Below are 19272 nucleotides of genomic sequence, written 5' to 3' on the forward strand. Positions count from 1 at the left end.
CCGGTCGGCAGTGAGGTGTATCCATGAATGCAGCCATTCGTTTCCTGAACGACCTGCGCCGGATCGGCGGTGCGTCGCGGGACCTCAACGCGGTGTTCGACGAACGCCTGACCTTCGGCGAGCGACTCGCCGATCGGGTCGCGGCGGTCGGCGGCTCCTGGGGGTTCATCATCGGCTTCGGCCTGTTCCTCGCCGCCTGGGCGGTGCTGAACACGGTCGTGCTGGCCGCGCACGCCTTCGACCCGTTCCCGTTTATTTTCCTGAATTTGATGCTGTCGATGCTCGCCGCGCTCCAGGCCCCGATCATCATGATGAGCCAGAACCGCCAGGCGGCGAAGGACCGGCTCGAGGCGCGGCTCGACTATGAGACCAACCTGCGCGCCGAGGCGCAGATCGAGGAGCTGCACGCGAAGATCGATTCGCTGCACGCCGATATTGCCCGGCTGGTCGAGGTCCGGGCGCCGCGCTGATCCGGTCGCCCTCAGAAGGCGACGGCGCGGGCTTCCTTCTCGGCCTCGTTGAGCGCGCGCTGGGTGGCGACCCGCTCGGCGCGGACGGCCATCGCTTCCCAGGCCGCCTGGGAACGGAGGTGCCGCTCGCGGACATTGTCGAGATCGCAGCCGGCGGCGGCATTGCCGGCTTCGTCGGCACGGGCGCGGAACAGTTCGATTTCGGTCATCGGCGGGGGGTCCTCGCTGGGGAAAGAGGGAGGGACATGCGAAAACGGCGGCCCCGGATGGAGCCGCCGTCTTGGGGGTCAGGTCAGTCGGCCGCCTGGAGGTTGACCGCCGCCATCTTGCCGCGGCGATCCTCTTCCAGTTCGTAGGTCACGCGCTGGTTCTGCTGCAGCGTGATCATGCCGGCGCGCTCCACCGCGGTGATGTGGACGAAGGCGTCGTTGCCGCCGGTATCCGGCGCGATGAAGCCATAGCCCTTGTCGGCGTTGAAGAACTTGACGGTGCCAGTGATGCTCATGGTGTTTTCCTTACATTGTCGGCGCACCCCGTGCGGGCGGACCTCGCGCTTCAGGGCAGGGATGGAAGGAAAACGGAGCCGCAAAGCACCAGAGACCAACGATTTGCGACTTCAGCCCGCTCTATGTGGGCCTTTGGGACGGCGAATGCAATGGCGATGGGCCGATGCGTGGTGTCGGCGGGACCAGCAAAGGACGGGGAACGGGGATGCAAGGACTATGGGGTTCGTGGGTGGTCGGGGTAGCGGCACTGGTCGGCATCGGCCAGACGGCACCCGCCGACCCGGCCGCGCTACAGGCGACGCTGGCGCAGCCGGCACCGGACGCGGCGCTTCTGCGCGCGCTCGGCATCGTCGGCGCCGACGGCACGCCCTGCGACGTCGATGCGGTGGCACTCGTCCGCAGCGCCGACGACATGGCCGCCGTGGTGCAGGTCCAAACCGGGGCGTGCCGCACCGATTTCCTCCTCCCCTTCTGGCGGGTGGACGGGAAATGGCGACCGGATGCGGCGCTTCCGATCGAGAACTGGTACGGCGAGCCGGTCCGGGTCGAACTGCGCCCGCTCGTCCCCGGATATCCGCCGGCGATCCTCGTCCATGACGTGATGGTCGACCGCGGCTCCGGCGTGTCGCAGCACAATCTGCGCGGCTATCTGCGCATCGACGGCGCCGCCCGCCTCGTGCTCGACAGGACGACGCACGCGCATCTGCAGGTGCCGTCCACCCGGCCGGGATCGAGTTTTCACGAGGAAGTGCGCAGCAGCTTTCGTCTGCCCACGCCGGAGACGCTCGTCAGTGACGGTGCCGTGATCGGCGAGGTCCGCCGGACGACGGTGCAGGGCCGCACCATCGTACAATGCCGCACGCTCGCCTGGGTGGAAGACGACAAGCAGTTCCGGGAGTTGTTATGCGCGCCGTGAGAAGGAACCAGTGCGGGACCAGCTGGCAGCGACGCGCCCGCCCCGGCTTCGGGGCAGGCGCGTCGGCCGTGTCAGTCGGGCTTCTTGGCGACGGCGACGAGCGCCGGGCGGAGCAGCCGGTCCTTGATCATGTAGCCGGACTGGATCTCCTGCACCACGGTGCCGGGCTCCTTGTCGGCGACGGGCATTTCCATCATCGCCTGGTGCTTGTTGGGGTCGAGCGTCTCGCCCAGCGCCACCACCTTGGAGATGCCGTGGCGGCCGAAGATCGCCTCGAGCTCGCGGCCGGTGGCTTCCAGGCCGGTGACGAGGCCCTTCATCTTCTCGTCCTCGCGCAGTTCGGCCGGAATGACCTGCAGCGCCCGGCCGAGATTGTCGGCGACGGAAAGGATGTCGCGGGCAAAGCTAGTCGCCGCATAAGCACGCGCATCCGCCACTTCCTTCTCGGTGCGGCGGCGGAGGTTCTGCATGTCGGCCTGGACGTAGAGATGCGCCTGCTTGGCCTCGGCCAGCTGCGCCTCCAGCTCGGCGACGCGGTCCTGCTCGGCAACCTCAGGGGCAGCTTGTGCAGTTTCTTCCCGCAGCGTTTCGCCCTGGGTCGGTTCGGTATTTTCGATATTCTCGGACATGGTTCCCTGTTTTCTTCAGGCCAGCAAACGGGCCAATGTGGCCGCCGTGAAATCCACCATGGGCACGACGCGAGCATAGTTCAACCGGGTCGGGCCGATCACGCCGACGACACCGACCACCCGCCCGTCGAGCGATCGCACCGGCTTGGCGATCACCGACGAGCCGGAAAGCGCGAACAGCTTGTTCTCGGAGCCGATGAAGATCCGCGCCGCCTCGCCTTCCCGGGCGCTGTCGAGCAGCCGGGCGATCTCTTCCTTGCCCTCCAGCTCGTCGAGCAGCTGGCGGACGCGGTCGAGATCCTCGGTGGCGCTGGTATCGATCAGCCGGGCCTGGCCGCGGACGATCAGCACCGGACGGCGGCCGCTGTCCTCGCTCCACACCGCGAGGCCACGCTCGACCAGCTCCGAGGCGGCAGCATCGAGGGCCGCCTGTTGCTGGCGCAGCTCCCGCTCGATCCGGCCGCGCGCCTCGGCGAGGGTCAGGCCTGCCAGCGTGGCGCTCATGTAATTGGCGGCGCGCTGCAGCGACATCGGATCGACCCCGCCGGGCAGCTCAACCACCCGGTTCTCGACCGAGCCGTCCTCGCCGACGAGCACGGCCAGCGCGCGATCCTGGCTCAGCGGCACGAAGCCGAACTGGCGCAGCACGGTCTCCGCCTTGGGGACCAGCACCAGGCCAGCACAGGCCGACAGGCCGGACAGCGCCGCCGTGGTGCCGGCAATGGCATCCTCTACCGGTCCACCGGCGCCCGCCCGCGCCTCGATCGCCGCGCGTTCCTCGACCGAAGGTTCGCTCGCCTGCATCATGCCGTCGACGAAGAGGCGCAGTCCGCTTTCGGTCGGCATCCGGCCGGCGCTGGTATGGGGTGCGGCGAGCAGCCCCGCTTCCTCCAGATCCTGCATCACGTTGCGGATCGAGGCCGGCGACAGGTTGAGCGGCGAGATGCGCGAGATCGTGCGCGAACCCACCGGCGCACCGGTATCCAGATAGGATTCCACCACGATGCGAAACACGTCGCGCGCGCGGTCGGTCAGCTCGTGGATCGGCGGCGTGATCATGGTGGCTGTTATCTAGGCGGTCCGGCGCCCCTGCTTCAAGGCCGCGCGCCGATCAGGCCGGCGATCGGCAGCAGATCGGGCGCCGAACCCAGCGCATCGGCGACGCCCGGGCTCCGCGTGCGGTCGCAGCCAAAATAATAGGATAGCGCCCGGTGCCCGGCCCTTCCGTCCCACTGCACCTCGACGCTCGGCATGTCGGTGGCATGCTGGCCGCAGGCGGGCGTGCCCGGTGCGGTGCGGACGCTGCCGCTGCGCGGTCGATAAGGTGCGAGGCGGGTGAGGAACGCCTCGTACTGCGCGGGCGACACGCGGAAGTCGCGCGCGCCGGTTACCGCGGTGAAGCGCTGCCCCTCAAAGGTACCGGTCCCATCCGGCCGCACGGTGACCGAATAGACCGGGCATGCCCCGCCGCACGGGCTGGTGGCATAGCGGATCATCTCGCCGCGAACGATCGGTGCGGACGGACCTGCGGGCACGCCGCTGCTGACCGGCGGCGGCGGCGGTGTTGCCGGGCGAGAGGGCCTGGCGGGCGCCGGGCGCGACGATCCCTCGGGCGGCGCCACCTGGGGAATGCAGCCGCCGAGCATCGCTCCGCCGCAAACCAGTGCAACCAACAGGCGCATGCGTGTCTTTCTCCCCTTATCGTGCAAGACTGGCGGAACGCGCCGCCACGGTCTAGGTGCCCGGCTCGACCTTTAGGGAGACTGAATCGCATGCGCCCATCCGGCCGCGCCCCCGACGAAATGCGGGAAATCACCATCACGCCGAACTTCACCCGTCACGCCGAAGGATCGGTGCTGATCGGCTTCGGCGACACCCGCGTGCTCGTCACCGCCAGCGTCGAAGAGCGCGTGCCGCCGTTCCTGCGCGGCAAGGGCGAAGGCTGGGTGACGGCCGAGTATGGCATGCTGCCGCGCGCCACCCACACCCGCGGCCAGCGCGAAGCGGCCAAGGGCAAGCAGTCGGGCCGCACCCAGGAAATCCAGCGACTGATCGGCCGCTCGCTGCGCGCGGTCACCGATCTCAAGCTGCTCGGCGAACGCCAGATCACGCTCGACTGCGACGTGCTCCAGGCCGATGGCGGCACCCGCACCGCGGCGATCTCGGGCGCCTGGGTCGCACTGCGCCTGGCGGTGAACAAGCTGATGGCGGACGGCGCGATCGCCACCGATCCGATCACCACCCAGGTGGCCGCGGTGAGCTGCGGCATCTACCAGGGTACGCCGGTGCTCGACCTCGATTATCCCGAGGACTCGTCGGCCGACGCGGACGCGAACTTCGTGCTGCTCGCCAACGGCAACATCGCCGAAGCGCAGGCCACCGCCGAGGGCGCGACCTATGACGAGGAAGGCCTGCTGCGCCTGCTCCGTCTGGCTCGCATCGGCTGCACCCGCATCTTCGACGCCCAGCTGAAGGCGGTCGGATGAGCGGCGAGGGCGAAACCCCGCAGGCTATCCGCAAGCTCGCGCCGGGCAAGCTGGTGATCGCCAGCCACAATGCAGGCAAGGTGCGCGAGATCCGCGAGCTGCTCGGTCCCTATGGGATCGAGCCGGTCTCCGCCGCCGAGCTCGACCTGCCCGAGCCCGAGGAGACCGGCACCAGCTTCGTCGCCAATGCCGAACTGAAGGCGTTGCAGGCGGCGGACCTGTCGGGCCTTCCCGCGCTCGCCGACGATTCGGGGCTCTGCGTCGAGGCGCTGGGGCTTGCCCCCGGCATCTACTCCGCCCGCTGGGGCGCGGCGGCGCCTGGGATGGACGGACTCGAGCCCGTCGCCCCGTTCGAGGGCCGCGACTTCAACTTGGCGATGCAGCGCGTCGAGGCCAAGCTGACGGCGCTCCCGCCCGAGACCAGCCGCGCCGCGCATTTCGTCTGCGCGCTGGCGCTCGCCTGGCCCGACGGCCATGTCGAATGGTTCGAAGGTCGAGTGCACGGCGAACTCGTCTGGCCGCCGCGTGGTGAAAAGGGCTTCGGCTATGATCCGATGTTCGTACCGCTGGGGCATGCGGAAACGTTTGGCGAAATGGAGCCGGCCGCGAAACATGCGATGAGCCATCGCGCCGACGCATTCCGCCAATTGGTCGCCTCGGTCTTCTGAGGCGGGTCTATTTCAGCTGCAACGATATTCATGACATCGAAGGTTTAAGCTATCCTAACGACGTCCATATGTTGATCGAGTAACGATCGCTGCCTAAGCACGGGCGACGATGGAGGACAAATTGGGGGTGCGCGGCACCGAACTATTCGATGAAGTCGATGCGCGGCTGAGCGAAATCAAGCGGCTTTTCACGCAGTTCGCTGGTGACGCCCCCGCGGCTGCCGGCGAATCGCGGGCCGGTTCGTTCGGGCGGCTGCAACTCGCCCGGATGATTCTCTGGGGCCGCACGCTGCTGGAACGCGAAGTCGCCAAGGATCTGTTCGCCGACCCGGCGTTCAACATCCTGCTGACGCTCTATGTAAGCCGCGCCGACGGCAAGGACGTGTCGACCTCTGCGGCCTGCACCGCCTCCGGCGTGCCGACCACGACGGCGCTGCGCTGGATCAACGCGCTCGCCCGGCGCGGCATGATCCACAAGCGCAGCCTCGCCACCGATCGGCGCTTCACCTATCTGGAATTGACCGAGAAAACGGGCGCGGCGCTGGACCGCTATTTCGACCTCATCCTGGATCGCGCAGCGCACCCGCCGACGCCGTAACCCCATATTTCGTCGTCAGCCGCTCGAGCGACAGCGAGATATTAGCCGCTTCGGCATCCTCGCCCATAAGGTCGAGCAGCGCGATCGCGTCCACCAGGTGCGTGCACACCGTCTCGATACCTGCGCCCCGTTCGTCCATTGCTTCAAAAACTCGCGTATCTTTATATCCGTATTGGATTTTCGGGCACGCATGGACAAGTCAGGAATAATCCCGACGCGGGACACACCTAGTGCGGCAACCAACAGGATCGCAAGTCTTTGTGCATTGCGCCGCTATGTCCATTTTGGATATTGCTGAGCTTTGCCGCAAGGAAGGCCTGTGACTCCGCTTTCTACGCTCCTGGAGCGCGCCGAAGCCATCTACCTGACCCATGGCACCGACAGCGCGCGCTATCTTCTCGATCAGATCGAAACGGCCATCCGCGAAGGCGCGCCGGCATCGCAGATCTGCGAGCTGGACCATCTTTTGCAACTGATCGAATATCGCGACCGGACGCTGGCGCTGTACGCTAGCCGCTGATCGCGTCCGACGCGATGTAGCGCATGCGTAATGCTGGCGATCTTGGGAAGGATCGCTCGCAAGGGCGGTGGTGGATAGGGATGGATTCGAACCACCGTAGGGCGAAGCCCGGCAGATTTACAGTCTGCTGCCTTTAACCACTCGGCCACCTATCCATGGAGACCGCCGCTTGCGAGCGAGGTGGGCCCAATGCCGAAGCGAAGCGGACCTGTCAACGCCTTGCGTGCACTCTTTTGCGCGCATAGCGTCCCGCCTTCACTTTTTGGGGGGAAACCAAATGCGTCGCACCGTCCTTGCTCTCACCGCCGCGCTGCTCGCCAGCGCACCGATCGCCGCTCAGACGATCCAGACTTCCCCCACAGACCGCGTGATCGACCAGGGCACCAACCATTCGGAGGTGATGCGAATCGCGCAGTACCTCACCGACGTGATCGGCGCGCGGCTCACCAACTCGCCCGGCATCCGCAAGGCCGAGGACTGGACCCAGGCCAAGTTCCGCGAATGGGGCCTGGTCAACGTCCACAAGGAAGGCTTCGAGTTCGGCCGCGGCTGGTCGAACGAGAAGCTGGCGGTGCGGATGGTCGCGCCCCGCCCGCTCCAGCTGGTCGCCGCCCCCCTGCCCTGGACGCCCGGGACCAACGGCGCGATCACCGGCGAGGTCATCCTCGCCCCCCTCGCCGACGAAGCCGCCTTCGCCCAGTACAAGGGCAAGCTGAAGGGCAAGGTCGTGCTGCTCACCGAGCCGCGCGAGCTGGAGGAAGCGACCGAGGCGCCGTTCAAGCGCTGGAGCGTCGAGGAAATGGCCAAGCGCGACTTCTACGACCTGCCCAACGGCGACGGCGAACGCCCCTTCAACCCGGCCCGCTACACCTTCGCCGGCAAGCGCGACGCCTTCCTCAAGGCCGAGGGCGCGATCGGCTATGCGATCATGTCCAGCCGCAACGGCAAGCTGGTCCACGGCCAGAACAGCCAGTTCCAGGTCGGCCAGTCGGGCGCGCTGCCCGGCATCGAGATCGCGGCGGAAGACTATCGCCGCCTCGCCCGCCTCGCCAAGATGGGCGCCAAGCCGACGCTGGAGATCGACGCGGTCAACCGCTTCGACGACAGCGATACCAAGGGCTACAACATCCTCGCCGACATCCCCGGCACCGATCCCAAGGCTGGCTATGTGATGGCCGGCGCGCATCTCGACAGCTGGGCGATGGGTGACGGCGCCGCGGACAATGCCGCCGGCAGCGCGATGGTGATGGAAGCCGCGCGCATCATCCGCGCCTCGGGGATCAAGACCAAGCGCGCGATCCGCTTCGCGCTGTGGGCGGGCGAGGAACAGGGCCTGCTCGGCTCGATGGCCTATGTCGAGGCGCACGTCGCCAAGCGCCCCGTCGATCCGAGCGCGGCCGGCATCGTGCGCTACATGACGTGGAGCCGCGCCTTCCCGATCACGCCGGGGCCGGACCACGGCAAGCTCGCCGCCTATTTCAACCTCGACAACGGCTCGGGCAAGATCCGCGGCATCTATGCGCAGGGCAACACCGCGGTGATGCCGATCTTCGAACAGTGGTTCACGCCCTTCCACACCATGGGCGCGACCCAGGTCTCCGCACGCCGCACCGGCAGCACCGACCATGTCTTCTTCGACGCGGTAGGCATCCCGGCGTTCCAGTTCATCCAGGACCCCCTCGACTATGGCTCCATGGTGCATCATACGGACGTCGATACGTTCGATCATCTGAAGGCCGACGATATGCGCCAGGGCGCAACCATCCTCGCCGCATTCCTGATCAACGCCGCCAACAGCGATCAGCCGCTGCCGCGCGCGCCGCTTGCGACCGCGCCGACCCCGGCCGATCAATTCTACCCCTTCCCGGAGTCTGCACACTGATGAAACGTCGAGGCCATCGTCCGAGCCAAGCCTCCGCCTCGCGGCCGCGCTTTTACGGCCGCCATGCGGTGCTCGCGGCACTCGCCAATCCCGAGCGGACGGTGCGCAAGATCTGGGGCACGCGCGAGGCGCTGTCGGCGCTGGACCTGCCCCCGGTCATCCCGATCGTCTATGCCGACGTCGCCGATCTCGGCCGCCTGGTGCCGGCCGACGCGCCGCACCAGGGGCTGGTGATCGAAGTCGATCCGCTCGAAGAGATCTGGCTCGGCGACCTTCTCGAACAGGGCGAGGGGGACATGCGGCCGCTGCTGGTGCTCGACCAAGTCACCGACCCGCACAATGTCGGCGCGATCCTGCGCTCGGCGGCGGCATTTGGCGCGCTCGGCATCGTCACCCAGGACCGCCACGCTCCGCCCGAGACCGGCACGCTCGCGCGCTCGGCAGCGGGGACGCTGGAAGTGGTGCCCTGGGTGCGCGTGGTGAACCTGTCGCGCGCGCTCGACGAGATCGCCGAAGCCGGCTTTTGGCGCATCGGTCTAACCGGCCACGCCAAAGCGACGCTGGCCGAGGTGATGACCGCGGGCCGGATCGCGCTGGTGCTCGGTGCCGAAGGCGAAGGCATGCGCCAGAATACCGAGGCGCATTGCGACACCCTCGCCCGCCTGCCGATCTCGCCGAAGGTGGAGAGCCTGAACGTGTCGAACGCTGCGGCCGTGGCGCTCTATGCGGTGAACACGCGCGGCTGAGGAGCAGGGACATGACCAGGATGTTGCGCACGCTGGCGCTGGTGGTACTCGCGCCGATGGTGCTGGCGAGCTGCCTGTTCGTGCCCGGCAAGTTCGATTCCGCACTCACTATCCACCGCGATCGCAGCTTCACCTTCACCTACAAGGGCGAGGTGGTCGCCATCGACCTGAAGGGGATCGGCGGCGATTTCACCAAGCTGGCCGAGGAAGAGACCGCCAAGAAGGGCAAGAATGGCTCGGCCGATCCGGCCAAGGTGAAGGCGGCCGAGCAGGCGAAGCGCGACGAGGAATATCGCAAGCTCGCGGTCGAACTCGCCAAGGAAGCGGGCTATCGCAGCGTCGAATATCGCGGCAACGGCATCTTCTATGTCGATTTCGCGCTCTCGGGCGTGCTCGATCACGCCTTCGTCTACCCGTACAACCAGGATAACGAGATCGTCCTGCCGTGGATCGCGATCGAGCTGCGCGGCAAGGATGCGGTGCGGGTGAAGGCGCAGGGCTTTGCCCGGCAGAAGAGCGAGGCGGCGGGCCTTGGCGGCATGGGCGCGGGCATGTCGCAAAGCGCGGAGGCGGCCGATCGCATGGAGGGCAGCTTCACCCTCACCACCGATGCCGAGGTGATCAGCCAGAACAACGAGGCCGGCGCCGAGACCGTCGGCAGCGACAAGGTGATCGCCTGGAAGGTGGATACCCGGACCCAGGACGCGCCGATGGCCTCGCTGCGCGTGGCACCCTTGCGCTGATACGAAAACGGGCGGGTGCACCAGCACCCGCCCGCCCTTTCCACACCCCTTTGGGGATCAGGTTCAGGCCAGTTCCCACTCCAGGGCGATCTGGGCCTTGAGCAGCTTGGACACCGGACAGTTCGCCTCGGCACCCTTGGCGAGCGCCTCGAACTGCTCCTCGCTGATGCCGGGCACTTCGGCGCGCAGCTTCAGGTCCGAACGGGTGATGGTGAAGCCGTCGCCGTCCTGCTCCAGCTTCACCGCCGCCGTCGTCTCCAGCGTGCCGTCGCTGAACCCCGCCTGGGCGAGCGCGAAGCTCAGCGCCATGGTGAAGCAGCCGGCATGCGCCGCCGCGATCAGCTCTTCCGGGTTGGTACCCTTCTCGTCGCCAAAGCGCGTGTTGAAGCTGTAGGGAGTCGCCTCCAGCACGCCCGAGGGGCTGGTCAGCTGGCCTTTGCCGGCCTTGCCGAAGCCGGTGTAGCGGGCGGTGGCGGTGCGCGTGGTCATGGCAGACTCCTCGAAATGGTCGGGCCGGGGAATCGACCCCGGCCCGATCCTATCACTTGCACGTGACGTTGTTGCGATCGATCGAACGACCCGCGGCAGCACCCGCGGCGGCGCCGAGCAGCGTACCCAGCGTCTGCGATCCGCCCGGCGCGATGATGTTGCCGAGCAGCCCGCCCGCCACGCCGCCGACGATCAGGCCGGTCGTGCCGTCGTTGCGGCGGCAATAATAGCGGCCGTCCTGGCCGCGATAGACGCGATCATTCTGCGACAGGCGACGCTCGCGGGCGCGCGGATTCTCGCGATAATAGCGATCGGCATAATAGCCGTTATAGGCCGGGTCCGGGCGGTTATAATCATACTGGCGATAGCCGCCACCGCCGGCATAGCCGGGGCCGTAGCCGCCCTCGGCGCAGCCGGAAACCAGCGTCGCGGCCGCGACCATGCTCAAAGCGAAGATGCGCATCGGGTCTCTCTCCTGATCCATGTTGATGTGCGTGGGGAATGCACGGCCACGAGGAAGGTTGCGCGGCCGTGCCGATCCGGGGAGGATCAGGAAGGTGCTGCGTCGTTGCGGCGGAGCTCGTCGGCCTGGCCGGCGACCAGCGTCGGTGCCGAGCCGCCGGCCAGCGCCGGCGCGAATGCCTCACGCTCGTTCGCCGGGATCGATGCGGTGGGATCGGGGCGGAACTGCTCGATCGCGCGCTGGCTGCCGTCGGGGTGGCTGTCGCCCATCAGGTCGGTCGGCACAGTGCCCGGCTCGGATACGCCACGGCGGTTCCACAGCGTACCGAAGGCAATCGCACCGATGGCACCCAACCCGGCCGCAGCGATCGCCGCAATGCCGGTCCGTCCCAGCCCCGAGCGCTTCCGGACCTTGGTTGCCGGCGCAGCGGCCTTGGGCGCGCGCTTCGGGCGGGCCTTGGGCGCCGGCTTGGCGGCGGCGGGCTCCGCCTTGGTGTCAGCGGCTGCAGCCGTGGTCGCGGCCTTGGGCGTGCGCTTGCGCGGCGTGGAGGTCTTGGGCGTCTTGCTGGCGGTGGCCATCGAAATCTCCTTTCGGTTACGGTACGGTCAACGGGCCGGGACGCGCGCGTGTTCCGCGCGATGCGCGATCAGCGGGCGCAAATGCGGGTGCGTTGGTTCACCCAGCAGCCATCCTTGCGGGTGACGGTGCCCAGCGGATCCCCAGCCCTGTCGTCGTCGGGATCGGCATTCCAGGTCGCATCGGCCTTGCCGTCGGCACGGGTGGTGACCACGGCGAAGTGCGACTGGACGGGCTTGCCGGCGCTCCACGTGTTGAGCGTGTAGCCGCCGTCGCCCATCGGATAGACCTGACAGCGGCCGTCGAGCAGCGTTTTGCCGTCGACCTCGAAATGGCACTGCTTGGCGGAGGAGTGTGGCGGGGTCTCGTCGTTCGCCATTGGCGTGGTGCGGGGGGACGGCACGGGGCTCGGCGTTGCGGTCGATTCGACGTTCGCGGTCGGGTCGTCGGCCGGCTTCGGGCCGTTGCAGGCCGTCAGCGGCGCGAGGAGCAGCAGCGCCGCGGCGAGCGAGCAGGTCTTCAAAGGCAAATGGCGTCTCCGCAGGCGTTGCCCCGCCCTACCCGCATGGCTCAGCTTTTGTTCCCGCGCAGACGGCGCAGCAAGCAAAAGCCCCTCCCCTTCAGGGGAGGGGTTGGGGTGGGGCATGACGGATCCTCAAGGGCTCAACTTCTCGGTCAGCCCCCACCCCCAACCCCTCCCCTGAAGGGGAGGGGCTTAAGAAGGCAGGAAATCGCGTCCCCCATTCCTTCCTGCGTGAACTTCCCCCCAAATCCTCCTATCTGACTCGCATGCCGACCCGCTTCGCTTCCGTCCCCCATCGCCGCGCCCTGATCGATCGCCGTGCCGTCGCCGAACGCCTCGCCGCGCTGGAGGCCCGCGACACCGCCGCGCTGCGCCAGGCCGGCGCCACCGAGCTCAAGGCAGCGCTCGCCGCGGGCCAGGCGGAGATTGCCCGTCGCCTCGCCGAACACCCCTCGCGTGGCCTCGAAGCGGCCGCGGCCGGCGCCTTCCTCACCGACCAGATCCTGCGCCTGCTCTGGGACTTCACCGTCGAGCGGCTCCACCCCAATGCCAATCCCACCGCCGCCGAGCGGATGACGCTGATCGCGGTGGGCGGCTATGGGCGCGGCGAGATGGCGCCGCATTCGGACATCGACATCGGCTTCCTCACCCCCTGGAAGGTCACCGGCTGGAGCGAGCAGGTGATCGAATCGATGCTCTATTCGCTGTGGGACATGCGGCTGAAGGTGGGACATTCGTCGCGCTCGCTCGACGAGATGGTCCGCCAGGCCAAGGCCGACGTCACCGTCTGCACCGCACTGCTCGAGGCGCGCTATGTGTGGGGCGATACCGATCTGTATGACGAGGCGGCGCGGCGTTTCAAGGCGGAGATCCAGGCGGACAGCGCGCGCGGCTTCATCACCGCCAAGTTGGAGGAGCGCAACGCCCGCCACAAGAAGATGGGCGACAGCCGCTATGTCGTCGAACCCAATGTGAAGGAGGGCAAGGGCGGCCTGCGCGACCTGCACACGCTCTTCTGGATCGGCAAGTTCGCCTATAATGTCCGCGAGCCTGCCGAGCTGGTCGAGGCCGGGCTGCTCACCCCAACCGAATATCGCCAGTTCCGCCGCGCCGAGAATTTCCTCTGGGCGGTGCGCTGCCAGCTCCACCTGATCACCAACCGCCCCGAGGACCGCCTGACCTTCGACGTCCAGCGCGAGATCGCTGAGCGGATGCGCTTCGCCGATCGGCCCGGGATGCCCAAGGTCGAGCGCTTCATGCGCTACTACTTCCTCCAGGCGAAGGTGGTGGGCGACCTCACCGGCGTGTTCCTCGCGCACCTCGACGAGAAGTTCGCCGCGCGCGGCCGCCGCTTCGGCTTCCCGGCGCTGTGGCGCGGGCGGCGCAAGCTGAAGGGCTTCGTGCTTGAGCGCGGCCGGCTGGCGCTGCCGCGTGACACCTTCTTCCGCGAAGACCCAGTCCGCCTGGTCGAGCTGTTCGCGCTGGCCGACCTGCACGAACTGGAAATCCACCCGCTGGCCATGCGCGCCGCCGCGCGCGACGCCAAGCTGGTCGACGATGTTCGCAACGATCCCCGAGCCAATGCGCTGTTCCTCGACGTGCTGACCTCGCCGCGCGACCCGGAAACGGTGCTGCGCTGGATGAACGAAGCCGGCGTGTTCGGCCGCTTCGTGCCGGACTTCGGCCGCGTCGTCGCGCAGATGCAGTTCGACATGTACCACCATTATACGGTGGACGAGCATTCGATCCGCGCGATCGGGCTGCTCAGCAAGATCGAGAAGGGCCAGCTCAAGGAGGACCATCCGCTCGCCAGCGGCATCCTCCACCAGCTCGCCTCGCGCCGCGCGCTGTACGTGGCGGTGCTACTCCACGACATCGCCAAGGGCCGCAGCGGCGACCATTCGATCCTCGGCGCCGAGGTTGCGGAACGGCTCTGCCCGCGGCTGGGCCTGACGCCGGGCGAGACCGAGATGGTGGCGTGGCTGGTGCGCTGGCACCTGCTGATGTCCGCCACCGCGTTCAAGCGCGACCTCGCCGACTTCAAGACGATCCTCGACTTCACCGCGCAGGTGCAGAGCGCCGAGCGCCTCCGCATGTTGCTCGCGCTGACCGTGGTCGACATCCGCGCGGTCGGCCCCGGCGTGTGGAACGGCTGGAAGCGCCAGCTGCTCGGCGGGCTGTACGAAGCCGCCGAGGAAGTCCTCCGCCTCGGCCACAAGCAGCGCGGCCGCACCGAGCGCATCGCCGCCAAGCAGGACGAACTGGGCGCAGCACTCGGCTGGCCAGCGCCCAAGTTCGAGGCGTTCAAACGCCGCTTCACCGAAAGCTACTGGATCGCCGAGCCGAGCGACGTGCTGGAGCGCAACGCCGCGATGGTCGCCGCGGCGGGCGATGCGACGCTGCACGTCGAGGCGCAGGTCTATCCCGATCGCGGCGCGACGCTGGTCACGGTCTATGCCGCCGACCATCCCGGCCTGTTCTACCGCATCGCCGGTGCGATCCATGTCGCCGGCGGCAACATCATAGACGCGCGCATCCACACGACGCGCGACGGCATGGCGCTCGACAATTTCCTCGTCCAGGATCCGTTCGGCCAGCCCTTCGACGAGGAAGCGCGGCTCACCCGGCTCAAGACCGGCATCGCCGATGCGCTGGCCAACCGCGCGCGGCTTTCCGAACGCCTCAAGACCAAGGCACCGGTGCGGCTGCGCGCCGACGCCTTCTCGATCGAACCCAATGTGTTCATCGACAACAAGGCGTCGAACCGCTTCACCGTCATCGAAGTCAATGCGCGCGATCGGCCGGCGCTGCTCTACAGCCTTGCCAATGCCCTCTTCCAGTCGAAGGTCACGATTCATTCGGCGCATGTTGCAACCTATGGCGAGCGCGCGGTCGATACCTTCTATCTGACCGACCTGATCGGGGATAAGATCAGCTCGACGTCGCGACTCAAGACGATCGAGCGGCGTCTGCTGGAGGCCGCGGCCGGCGAGGAGATCGCCCAGGCCGCCTGATCGGGGGACGGACATGCCGGTAGTGGGGCTGGGCGGCTATTTCTTTCGCGCGCAGGATCCGGAGGGGCTGAAGGCCTGGTACCAGGAGATGCTGGGCGTCGGCGGCGGATGCGGCACCGATCCCAGCGGCCAGACGAGCCCGTGGTTCTGGTATCCCGAACCCGGCGGCGTCATCTTTCAGCCGTTCCAGGCGGACAGCACCTATTACGCCTCGGACAAGCAGGTGATGCTCAACCTGCGGGTGATCGACCTTGACGGGCTGCTGGAGCAGCTCAACGCCGCCGGCGTGGCGATCGAAACGCGGGCGGAGTGGGACACGCCGGAAACCGGCCGCTTCGCCCGCATCCACGATCCGGAGGGCAATCCGATCGAGCTGTGGGAGTCGCCTGCGGAGTAGTAAGGCGCGCCTCCTACCCTTCGTCATCCCGGCGAAAGCCGGGATCCATTGGGGCCTCCGTCGTTGCTCTTGCTGAGGCGTAGAGGCGACTGGATCCCGGCTTTCGCCGGGATGACAGTGGGGGGCGTGTCCCCCACCCTTCCCCTTACCCCGTGCCAAACGGCAGGATGCTCTCCAGCGTCGCCAGCGGCGGTGCGCCCGGCACCGTCGCCCCCTGCCGCAGCAGGAAGACGTGGCGGACGATCTCTGCCTGCTGCTCGATGCCGTAGCGCGCCAGCGTCCAGCCCGGCTTGATGCTGTAGTGATAGCGGCAAAAGGGGTGCCGCCGCAGCACCAGGTTGAGCCCCTGCTGGTGTTGCCAGACATGGACCAGCTCGTGGATCAGATGCCCCTGCAGCCCCAGCCCCGCGCTGGCGAAACAGTCCCGATAGGCATCCCCCGCCGGATGGAAGTGAAGATGCCCGCGCGGCGCCATGGTGACGTTGCGCGGCTGGAAGGGAAACCACTTCCGCCGGTAGATGCGCACCGGATCGAGGTCGATCGCAGTGCCGAACATGCCGAGGGCGAGCGCCCGCTCGGCATCGGTAAGAGGGCGGCCCTGTCGCGGGTCGTCGCCGGACATGGCCGCCCTCCCCTGCTTACTTGATCGCCAGCCCCGTCCACTTGGCGGCGAACGCCCAGAGGTCGGCGGTTTCCTCGATCACCTTGTCGGTCGGCTTGCCCGAGCCATGGCCGGCGCGGGTCTCGATGCGGATCAGATGCGGGCGATCGCCGATCTGGGCATGCTGCAGCGCCGCCGTGTACTTGAAGCTGTGGCCCGGCACGACGCGGTCGTCGGTATCCGCCGTGCTCACCAGGATGGCGGGGTATTCCACGCCGCTCTTGATGTTGTGATAGGGCGAATAGGCATAGAGCCGCTTGAAGTCCGCTTCCTTCGACGGATAGCCGTAATCGTCGACCCAGTAGCGGCCGGCGGTGAACCGGTCGAACCGGGTCATGTCCATCACGCCCACCGCCGGCAGCGCCGCGGCGAACAGGTCCGGGCGCTGGTTGGTCACCGCGCCGACCAGCAGGCCGCCATTGGAGCCGCCCTGGATCGCCAGCTGGCCCTTGCCGGTGATGCCTTCCTTGATAAGGAACTCGCCCGCGCCGATGAAGTCGTCGAACACGTTCTGCTTGTTGGCGAGGCGGCCGCCATCGTGCCACGCCTTGCCGTACTCGCCGCCGCCGCGGATGTTCGCCACGACGAACACGCCCCCCTGCTCCAGCCAGGCCAGCCGGCCCGCCGAGAAGCCGGGGGTGATCGGGATGTTGAACCCGCCATAGCCGTAGAGGATCGTTGGCGCGGGGCCGGTCACGCTCTTCTTGCGAACGATGAACATCGGCACCCTGGTGCCGTCCTTGGAGGCGTAGAAGCGCTGCTCCACCGCATAATCCTGCGGCTCGAACGCCACCTTCGGCTGCGCCCAAGGCTCGGCCTTGCCGGTCTTCACGTCGTAGCGGAAGATCGTCGTCGGATAGTTGAAGCTGGTGAAGGCGAAGAAGGTCTCGCCATCATGCGGATGCCCGCCAAAGCCGCTCGCGGTGCCGATGCCGGGCAGCGCGACCTTGCCGTCGGCCTTTCCGTCCAGCGTGTAGCGGCGCACCTCGGTGGCGGCATCGACCATGTAGCTGAGGATCAGCCGGTCGCCGACGATCGACTGGCCGGCCAGCGTCTCCTTCTGCTCGGGCACCACCTCGTGCGGAGTCAGCGCGGGATCGGCGAGGTCGATGGTGACGATCCGCTGGCGCGGCGCGCCGTCGTCGGTCGCGAACCAGAACTTCGTCCCGACATTGCCGATCGCCGACCAGTCATGCTCGAGCTTGCCGATGACGGTCTTCGCCTTGCCTGCGGGATCCTGCAGGTCGATGATGTGGACGAGGTTCTTGTTGTCGGTGCCCTCGCTGGTGGTGATCACCAGATAGCGGCCGTCGTCGGTGATGCCGGCATAATGGCTCTGCTTGGGCGTCGCGGGCGTCTCGTAGACCAGCCGGTCGGCCGACTGCTGGGTGCCCAGCTTGTGGAAATAGATGCGGTGGTTCTCGTTGAGCGCCTGGAACTTGGCGTCCGCGGGCGGCTCCGGATAGCGCGAGTAGAAGAAGCCGCTGCCGTCCTTGGCCCAGGCAACGCCCATGGTGAACTTGGCCCAGCTCACCGTGTCGCCGGTGTCCTTGCCGGTGGCGACGTCGAGCACCTTGATCGTCCGCCAGTCGGTGCCGCCGTCCTGGATCGAATAGGCGAGCAGCTTGCCGTCCTCGCTCGGCAGCCATTCGGCGAGCGCGGTGGCGCCGTCCTTCGACCAGCCATTGGGATCGATCAGCACCCGACCCTCGCCCTTCAGACCGTCACGGACGAACAGCACCGCCTGGTTCTGCAGACCGCTGTTGTGCGCGTAGAAATAATGGCCGCCCTTCTGCTCGGGCACGCCGAAGCGCTCGTAATCGAACAGCTGCTTGATCCGCGCCTTGAGCGCATCGCGGCCCGGCAGCGTCGCCAGATAGGCGTCGGTGACCTTGTTCTCCGCCTCGACCCAAGCGGCGACCTCCTTGTCGTTGCGGACGTCGTTTTCCAGCCAGCGATAGGGATCGGCGACCTTCACCCCGAACTGTTCGTCCACCACGTCAACGCGGCGGGTTTCGGGATAGGCGAACTTGGTCATCGGCGCGGTGGTCTCCGGCTTGGTGGTCTGGGCAACGGTGGGGCTGGCGAAGAGTAGCGGCAGGATCAATGCACGGCGCATTCAAGGGCTCCCAAAGAATGCGCCTACCCTAGGCAGGCCGGTCTCTTGGCTCAAGCCAAGCCGCCAAGCTCGATCACCCAGGCAAAGGCCGCGAGCGGCGACAGCGCCAGCAGCGCGGCAATCCACGCGCCAATATCGATGGGCGCGGCCGAGCGTGCCCGTTTGGACTTGCGAGACATGTTGTTTCTCCAGCACCGCCTGCCGAGACGATGCACCCTGTTCGGCGGCGGAGATGGGGAGCGCCGACGGGTTTGCAAGCGAAACGAAACTTGGGAGGCGGCAAGAAAGACTGCCCAACAGAAAAGGGCGGCCGCACCAGCGACCGCCCTTCCCTAGTTCGTTCCGAACGAAGCGCCGATCAGGCGGCTTCGTCGAAATCCTCGTCCGAGATCACCGGGCCCGAATCCTGGCCCTTGGCCGAGACGTCGCGGTCGACGAACTCGATGATCGCCATCGGCGACGCGTCCGAGGCGCGGATACCGGCCTTGATGATGCGGGTGTAGCCGCCGTTGCGATCGGCGTAGCGCGCAGCCAGCACGTCGAACAGCTTCACCAGCTGGGCGTCGTCCATCAGGCGCGAATGGGCCAGACGACGGTTCGACAGGCCACCCTTCTTGGCGAGGGTGATCAGCTTCTCGACGTACGGGCGCAGTTCCTTCGCCTTGGCGACGGTGGTGGTGATCTGCTCGTGCTTGATGAGCGCGGCGCTCATGTTGCGGAACAGGGCAATACGGTGAGCCGAGGTACGCTGCAGCTTACGACCGCCTACACGATGGCGCATGGTTCTTTCCTTCGTTCGTTAAGGGGCCGTTCGACGGAACCCCAGACCAGGCGGTGCAATCAGGGCCACCGCCCAAAACCCTAAG

General features: G+C 67.4%; 25 protein-coding genes and 1 tRNA gene. 11 read left to right on the forward strand and 15 right to left on the reverse strand.

The features are described from left to right. Positions 1-23: 23 nt before the first annotated feature. The gene (locus tag ABIC35_RS10230) at positions 24-470 is read left to right on the forward strand and encodes a DUF1003 domain-containing protein (protein ID WP_121074404.1); all 447 of its coding nucleotides are present in this window, start codon (positions 24-26) and stop codon (positions 468-470) included. An 11-nt stretch (positions 471-481) separates the two neighbouring features. On the opposite strand, the gene ABIC35_RS10235 is transcribed toward ABIC35_RS10230, so the two are convergent. Continuing rightward, positions 482-679 carry a hypothetical protein gene (locus ABIC35_RS10235; RefSeq protein ID WP_121074401.1) on the reverse strand — a complete coding sequence of 66 codons (198 nt, stop codon included), beginning with the start codon at positions 677-679 and terminating at the stop codon, positions 482-484. An 83-nt stretch (positions 680-762) separates the two neighbouring features. Then, a complete protein-coding gene (locus tag ABIC35_RS10240) occupies positions 763-975 on the reverse strand; it encodes a cold-shock protein (RefSeq protein WP_121074399.1) in 213 nt (70 codons plus the stop codon). Between the two features lie 230 nt (positions 976-1205). Between ABIC35_RS10240 and ABIC35_RS10245 the strand changes: the two genes are divergently transcribed. Further along, complete coding sequence (locus ABIC35_RS10245) at positions 1206-1892, forward strand: hypothetical protein (RefSeq protein ID WP_121074396.1); 687 nt, start codon at positions 1206-1208, stop codon at positions 1890-1892. A 71-nt stretch (positions 1893-1963) separates the two neighbouring features. Here the strand turns inward: ABIC35_RS10245 and grpE are convergent, their stop codons facing one another. The 3 genes from grpE to ABIC35_RS10260 are packed head-to-tail and all read right to left on the reverse strand — an operon-like array spanning position 1964 to position 4203. Next, positions 1964-2521 (reverse strand): nucleotide exchange factor GrpE, encoded by a 558-nt coding sequence (gene grpE / locus ABIC35_RS10250; protein WP_121074393.1) that lies wholly within the window; start codon positions 2519-2521, stop codon positions 1964-1966. Positions 2522-2536: 15 nt separating this feature from the next. Next, positions 2537-3580, reverse strand: coding sequence for a heat-inducible transcriptional repressor HrcA (gene hrcA / locus ABIC35_RS10255; RefSeq protein ID WP_121074390.1), 1044 nt, complete (start codon positions 3578-3580; stop codon positions 2537-2539). A 35-nt stretch (positions 3581-3615) separates the two neighbouring features. Continuing rightward, a complete protein-coding gene (locus ABIC35_RS10260) occupies positions 3616-4203 on the reverse strand; it encodes a DUF6438 domain-containing protein (RefSeq protein ID WP_121074387.1) in 588 nt (195 codons plus the stop codon). A 90-nt stretch (positions 4204-4293) separates the two neighbouring features. Between ABIC35_RS10260 and rph the strand changes: the two genes are divergently transcribed. The 3 genes from rph (at position 4294) to ABIC35_RS10275 (ending at position 6273) form a co-directional block, all read left to right on the forward strand. Continuing rightward, the gene (gene rph / locus ABIC35_RS10265) at positions 4294-5007 is read left to right on the forward strand and encodes a ribonuclease PH (protein ID WP_121074384.1); all 714 of its coding nucleotides are present in this window, start codon (positions 4294-4296) and stop codon (positions 5005-5007) included. Continuing rightward, positions 5004-5675 (forward strand): RdgB/HAM1 family non-canonical purine NTP pyrophosphatase, encoded by a 672-nt coding sequence (gene rdgB / locus ABIC35_RS10270; protein WP_121074381.1) that lies wholly within the window; start codon positions 5004-5006, stop codon positions 5673-5675. Before rph ends, rdgB begins: the two co-directional genes overlap by 4 nt. Positions 5676-5784: 109 nt before the next feature. After that, a complete protein-coding gene (locus tag ABIC35_RS10275; RefSeq protein WP_121074378.1) occupies positions 5785-6273 on the forward strand; it encodes a transcriptional regulator in 489 nt (162 codons plus the stop codon). On the opposite strand, the gene ABIC35_RS10280 is transcribed toward ABIC35_RS10275, so the two are convergent. Continuing rightward, positions 6236-6412 carry a hypothetical protein gene (locus ABIC35_RS10280; RefSeq protein WP_183049316.1) on the reverse strand — a complete coding sequence of 59 codons (177 nt, stop codon included), beginning with the start codon at positions 6410-6412 and terminating at the stop codon, positions 6236-6238. The two genes, ABIC35_RS10275 and ABIC35_RS10280, sit on opposite strands and share 38 nt — an antisense overlap. 180 nt (positions 6413-6592) lie before the next feature. Between ABIC35_RS10280 and ABIC35_RS10285 the strand changes: the two genes are divergently transcribed. Continuing rightward, complete coding sequence (locus ABIC35_RS10285; protein WP_121074375.1) at positions 6593-6793, forward strand: hypothetical protein; 201 nt, start codon at positions 6593-6595, stop codon at positions 6791-6793. Between the two features lie 68 nt (positions 6794-6861). Here ABIC35_RS10285 and ABIC35_RS10290 read toward each other — a convergent pair. Then, positions 6862-6948: transfer RNA gene (locus ABIC35_RS10290), tRNA-Tyr, on the reverse strand. A gap of 122 nt (positions 6949-7070) precedes the next feature. Between ABIC35_RS10290 and ABIC35_RS10295 the strand changes: the two genes are divergently transcribed. The 3 genes from ABIC35_RS10295 to ABIC35_RS10305 are packed head-to-tail and all read left to right on the forward strand — an operon-like array spanning position 7071 to position 10164. Beyond that, entirely contained in the window at positions 7071-8675 is a 1605-nt protein-coding gene (locus tag ABIC35_RS10295; protein WP_121074372.1) for a M20/M25/M40 family metallo-hydrolase, read from the forward strand. Then, the gene (gene rlmB / locus ABIC35_RS10300) at positions 8675-9421 is read left to right on the forward strand and encodes a 23S rRNA (guanosine(2251)-2'-O)-methyltransferase RlmB (RefSeq protein ID WP_121074369.1); all 747 of its coding nucleotides are present in this window, start codon (positions 8675-8677) and stop codon (positions 9419-9421) included. The genes ABIC35_RS10295 and rlmB overlap by 1 nt, the downstream gene beginning before the upstream one ends. Before the next feature lie 11 nt (positions 9422-9432). After that, positions 9433-10164 (forward strand): hypothetical protein, encoded by a 732-nt coding sequence (locus tag ABIC35_RS10305; RefSeq protein ID WP_121074366.1) that lies wholly within the window; start codon positions 9433-9435, stop codon positions 10162-10164. Positions 10165-10227: 63 nt separating this feature from the next. Here the strand turns inward: ABIC35_RS10305 and ABIC35_RS10310 are convergent, their stop codons facing one another. The 4 genes from ABIC35_RS10310 to ABIC35_RS10325 form a co-directional block, all read right to left on the reverse strand. Next, a complete protein-coding gene (locus tag ABIC35_RS10310) occupies positions 10228-10653 on the reverse strand; it encodes an OsmC family protein (protein ID WP_121074363.1) in 426 nt (141 codons plus the stop codon). A 52-nt stretch (positions 10654-10705) separates the two neighbouring features. Next, on the reverse strand, positions 10706-11116 hold the full coding sequence (locus ABIC35_RS10315) for a glycine zipper 2TM domain-containing protein (protein WP_121074360.1): 411 nt from the start codon (positions 11114-11116) through the stop codon (positions 10706-10708). An 86-nt stretch (positions 11117-11202) separates the two neighbouring features. Beyond that, on the reverse strand, positions 11203-11694 hold the full coding sequence (locus tag ABIC35_RS10320) for a hypothetical protein (RefSeq protein WP_121074357.1): 492 nt from the start codon (positions 11692-11694) through the stop codon (positions 11203-11205). Positions 11695-11762: 68 nt separating this feature from the next. Then, the gene (locus tag ABIC35_RS10325; RefSeq protein ID WP_147425826.1) at positions 11763-12221 is read right to left on the reverse strand and encodes a hypothetical protein; all 459 of its coding nucleotides are present in this window, start codon (positions 12219-12221) and stop codon (positions 11763-11765) included. 260 nt (positions 12222-12481) lie between these two features. Between ABIC35_RS10325 and ABIC35_RS10330 the strand changes: the two genes are divergently transcribed. Together ABIC35_RS10330 and ABIC35_RS10335 are read left to right on the forward strand one after the other, a co-directional pair. Beyond that, the gene (locus tag ABIC35_RS10330; protein WP_121074351.1) at positions 12482-15229 is read left to right on the forward strand and encodes a [protein-PII] uridylyltransferase; all 2748 of its coding nucleotides are present in this window, start codon (positions 12482-12484) and stop codon (positions 15227-15229) included. Positions 15230-15242: 13 nt separating this feature from the next. After that, complete coding sequence (locus ABIC35_RS10335) at positions 15243-15626, forward strand: VOC family protein (protein ID WP_121074348.1); 384 nt, start codon at positions 15243-15245, stop codon at positions 15624-15626. Positions 15627-15771: 145 nt separating this feature from the next. Here the strand turns inward: ABIC35_RS10335 and ABIC35_RS10340 are convergent, their stop codons facing one another. From ABIC35_RS10340 to rplQ, 4 genes are all read right to left on the reverse strand, one after another. After that, positions 15772-16248: a vgr related protein gene (locus tag ABIC35_RS10340; RefSeq protein ID WP_121074346.1), complete on the reverse strand. Its 477-nt coding sequence runs from the start codon at positions 16246-16248 to the stop codon at positions 15772-15774. 16 nt (positions 16249-16264) lie between these two features. After that, positions 16265-18406 (reverse strand): prolyl oligopeptidase family serine peptidase, encoded by a 2142-nt coding sequence (locus ABIC35_RS10345; RefSeq protein WP_121074343.1) that lies wholly within the window; start codon positions 18404-18406, stop codon positions 16265-16267. A gap of 50 nt (positions 18407-18456) precedes the next feature. Then, on the reverse strand, positions 18457-18585 hold the full coding sequence (locus ABIC35_RS10350; protein WP_354278428.1) for a hypothetical protein: 129 nt from the start codon (positions 18583-18585) through the stop codon (positions 18457-18459). A 179-nt stretch (positions 18586-18764) separates the two neighbouring features. Continuing rightward, a complete protein-coding gene (gene rplQ, locus ABIC35_RS10355) occupies positions 18765-19187 on the reverse strand; it encodes a 50S ribosomal protein L17 (RefSeq protein ID WP_066719853.1) in 423 nt (140 codons plus the stop codon). Between the last annotated feature and the right edge of the window lie 85 nt (positions 19188-19272).

The sequence above is a fragment of the Sphingomonas trueperi genome (assembly GCF_040545965.1).
GTDB lineage: Bacteria > Pseudomonadota > Alphaproteobacteria > Sphingomonadales > Sphingomonadaceae > Sphingomonas > Sphingomonas trueperi_C.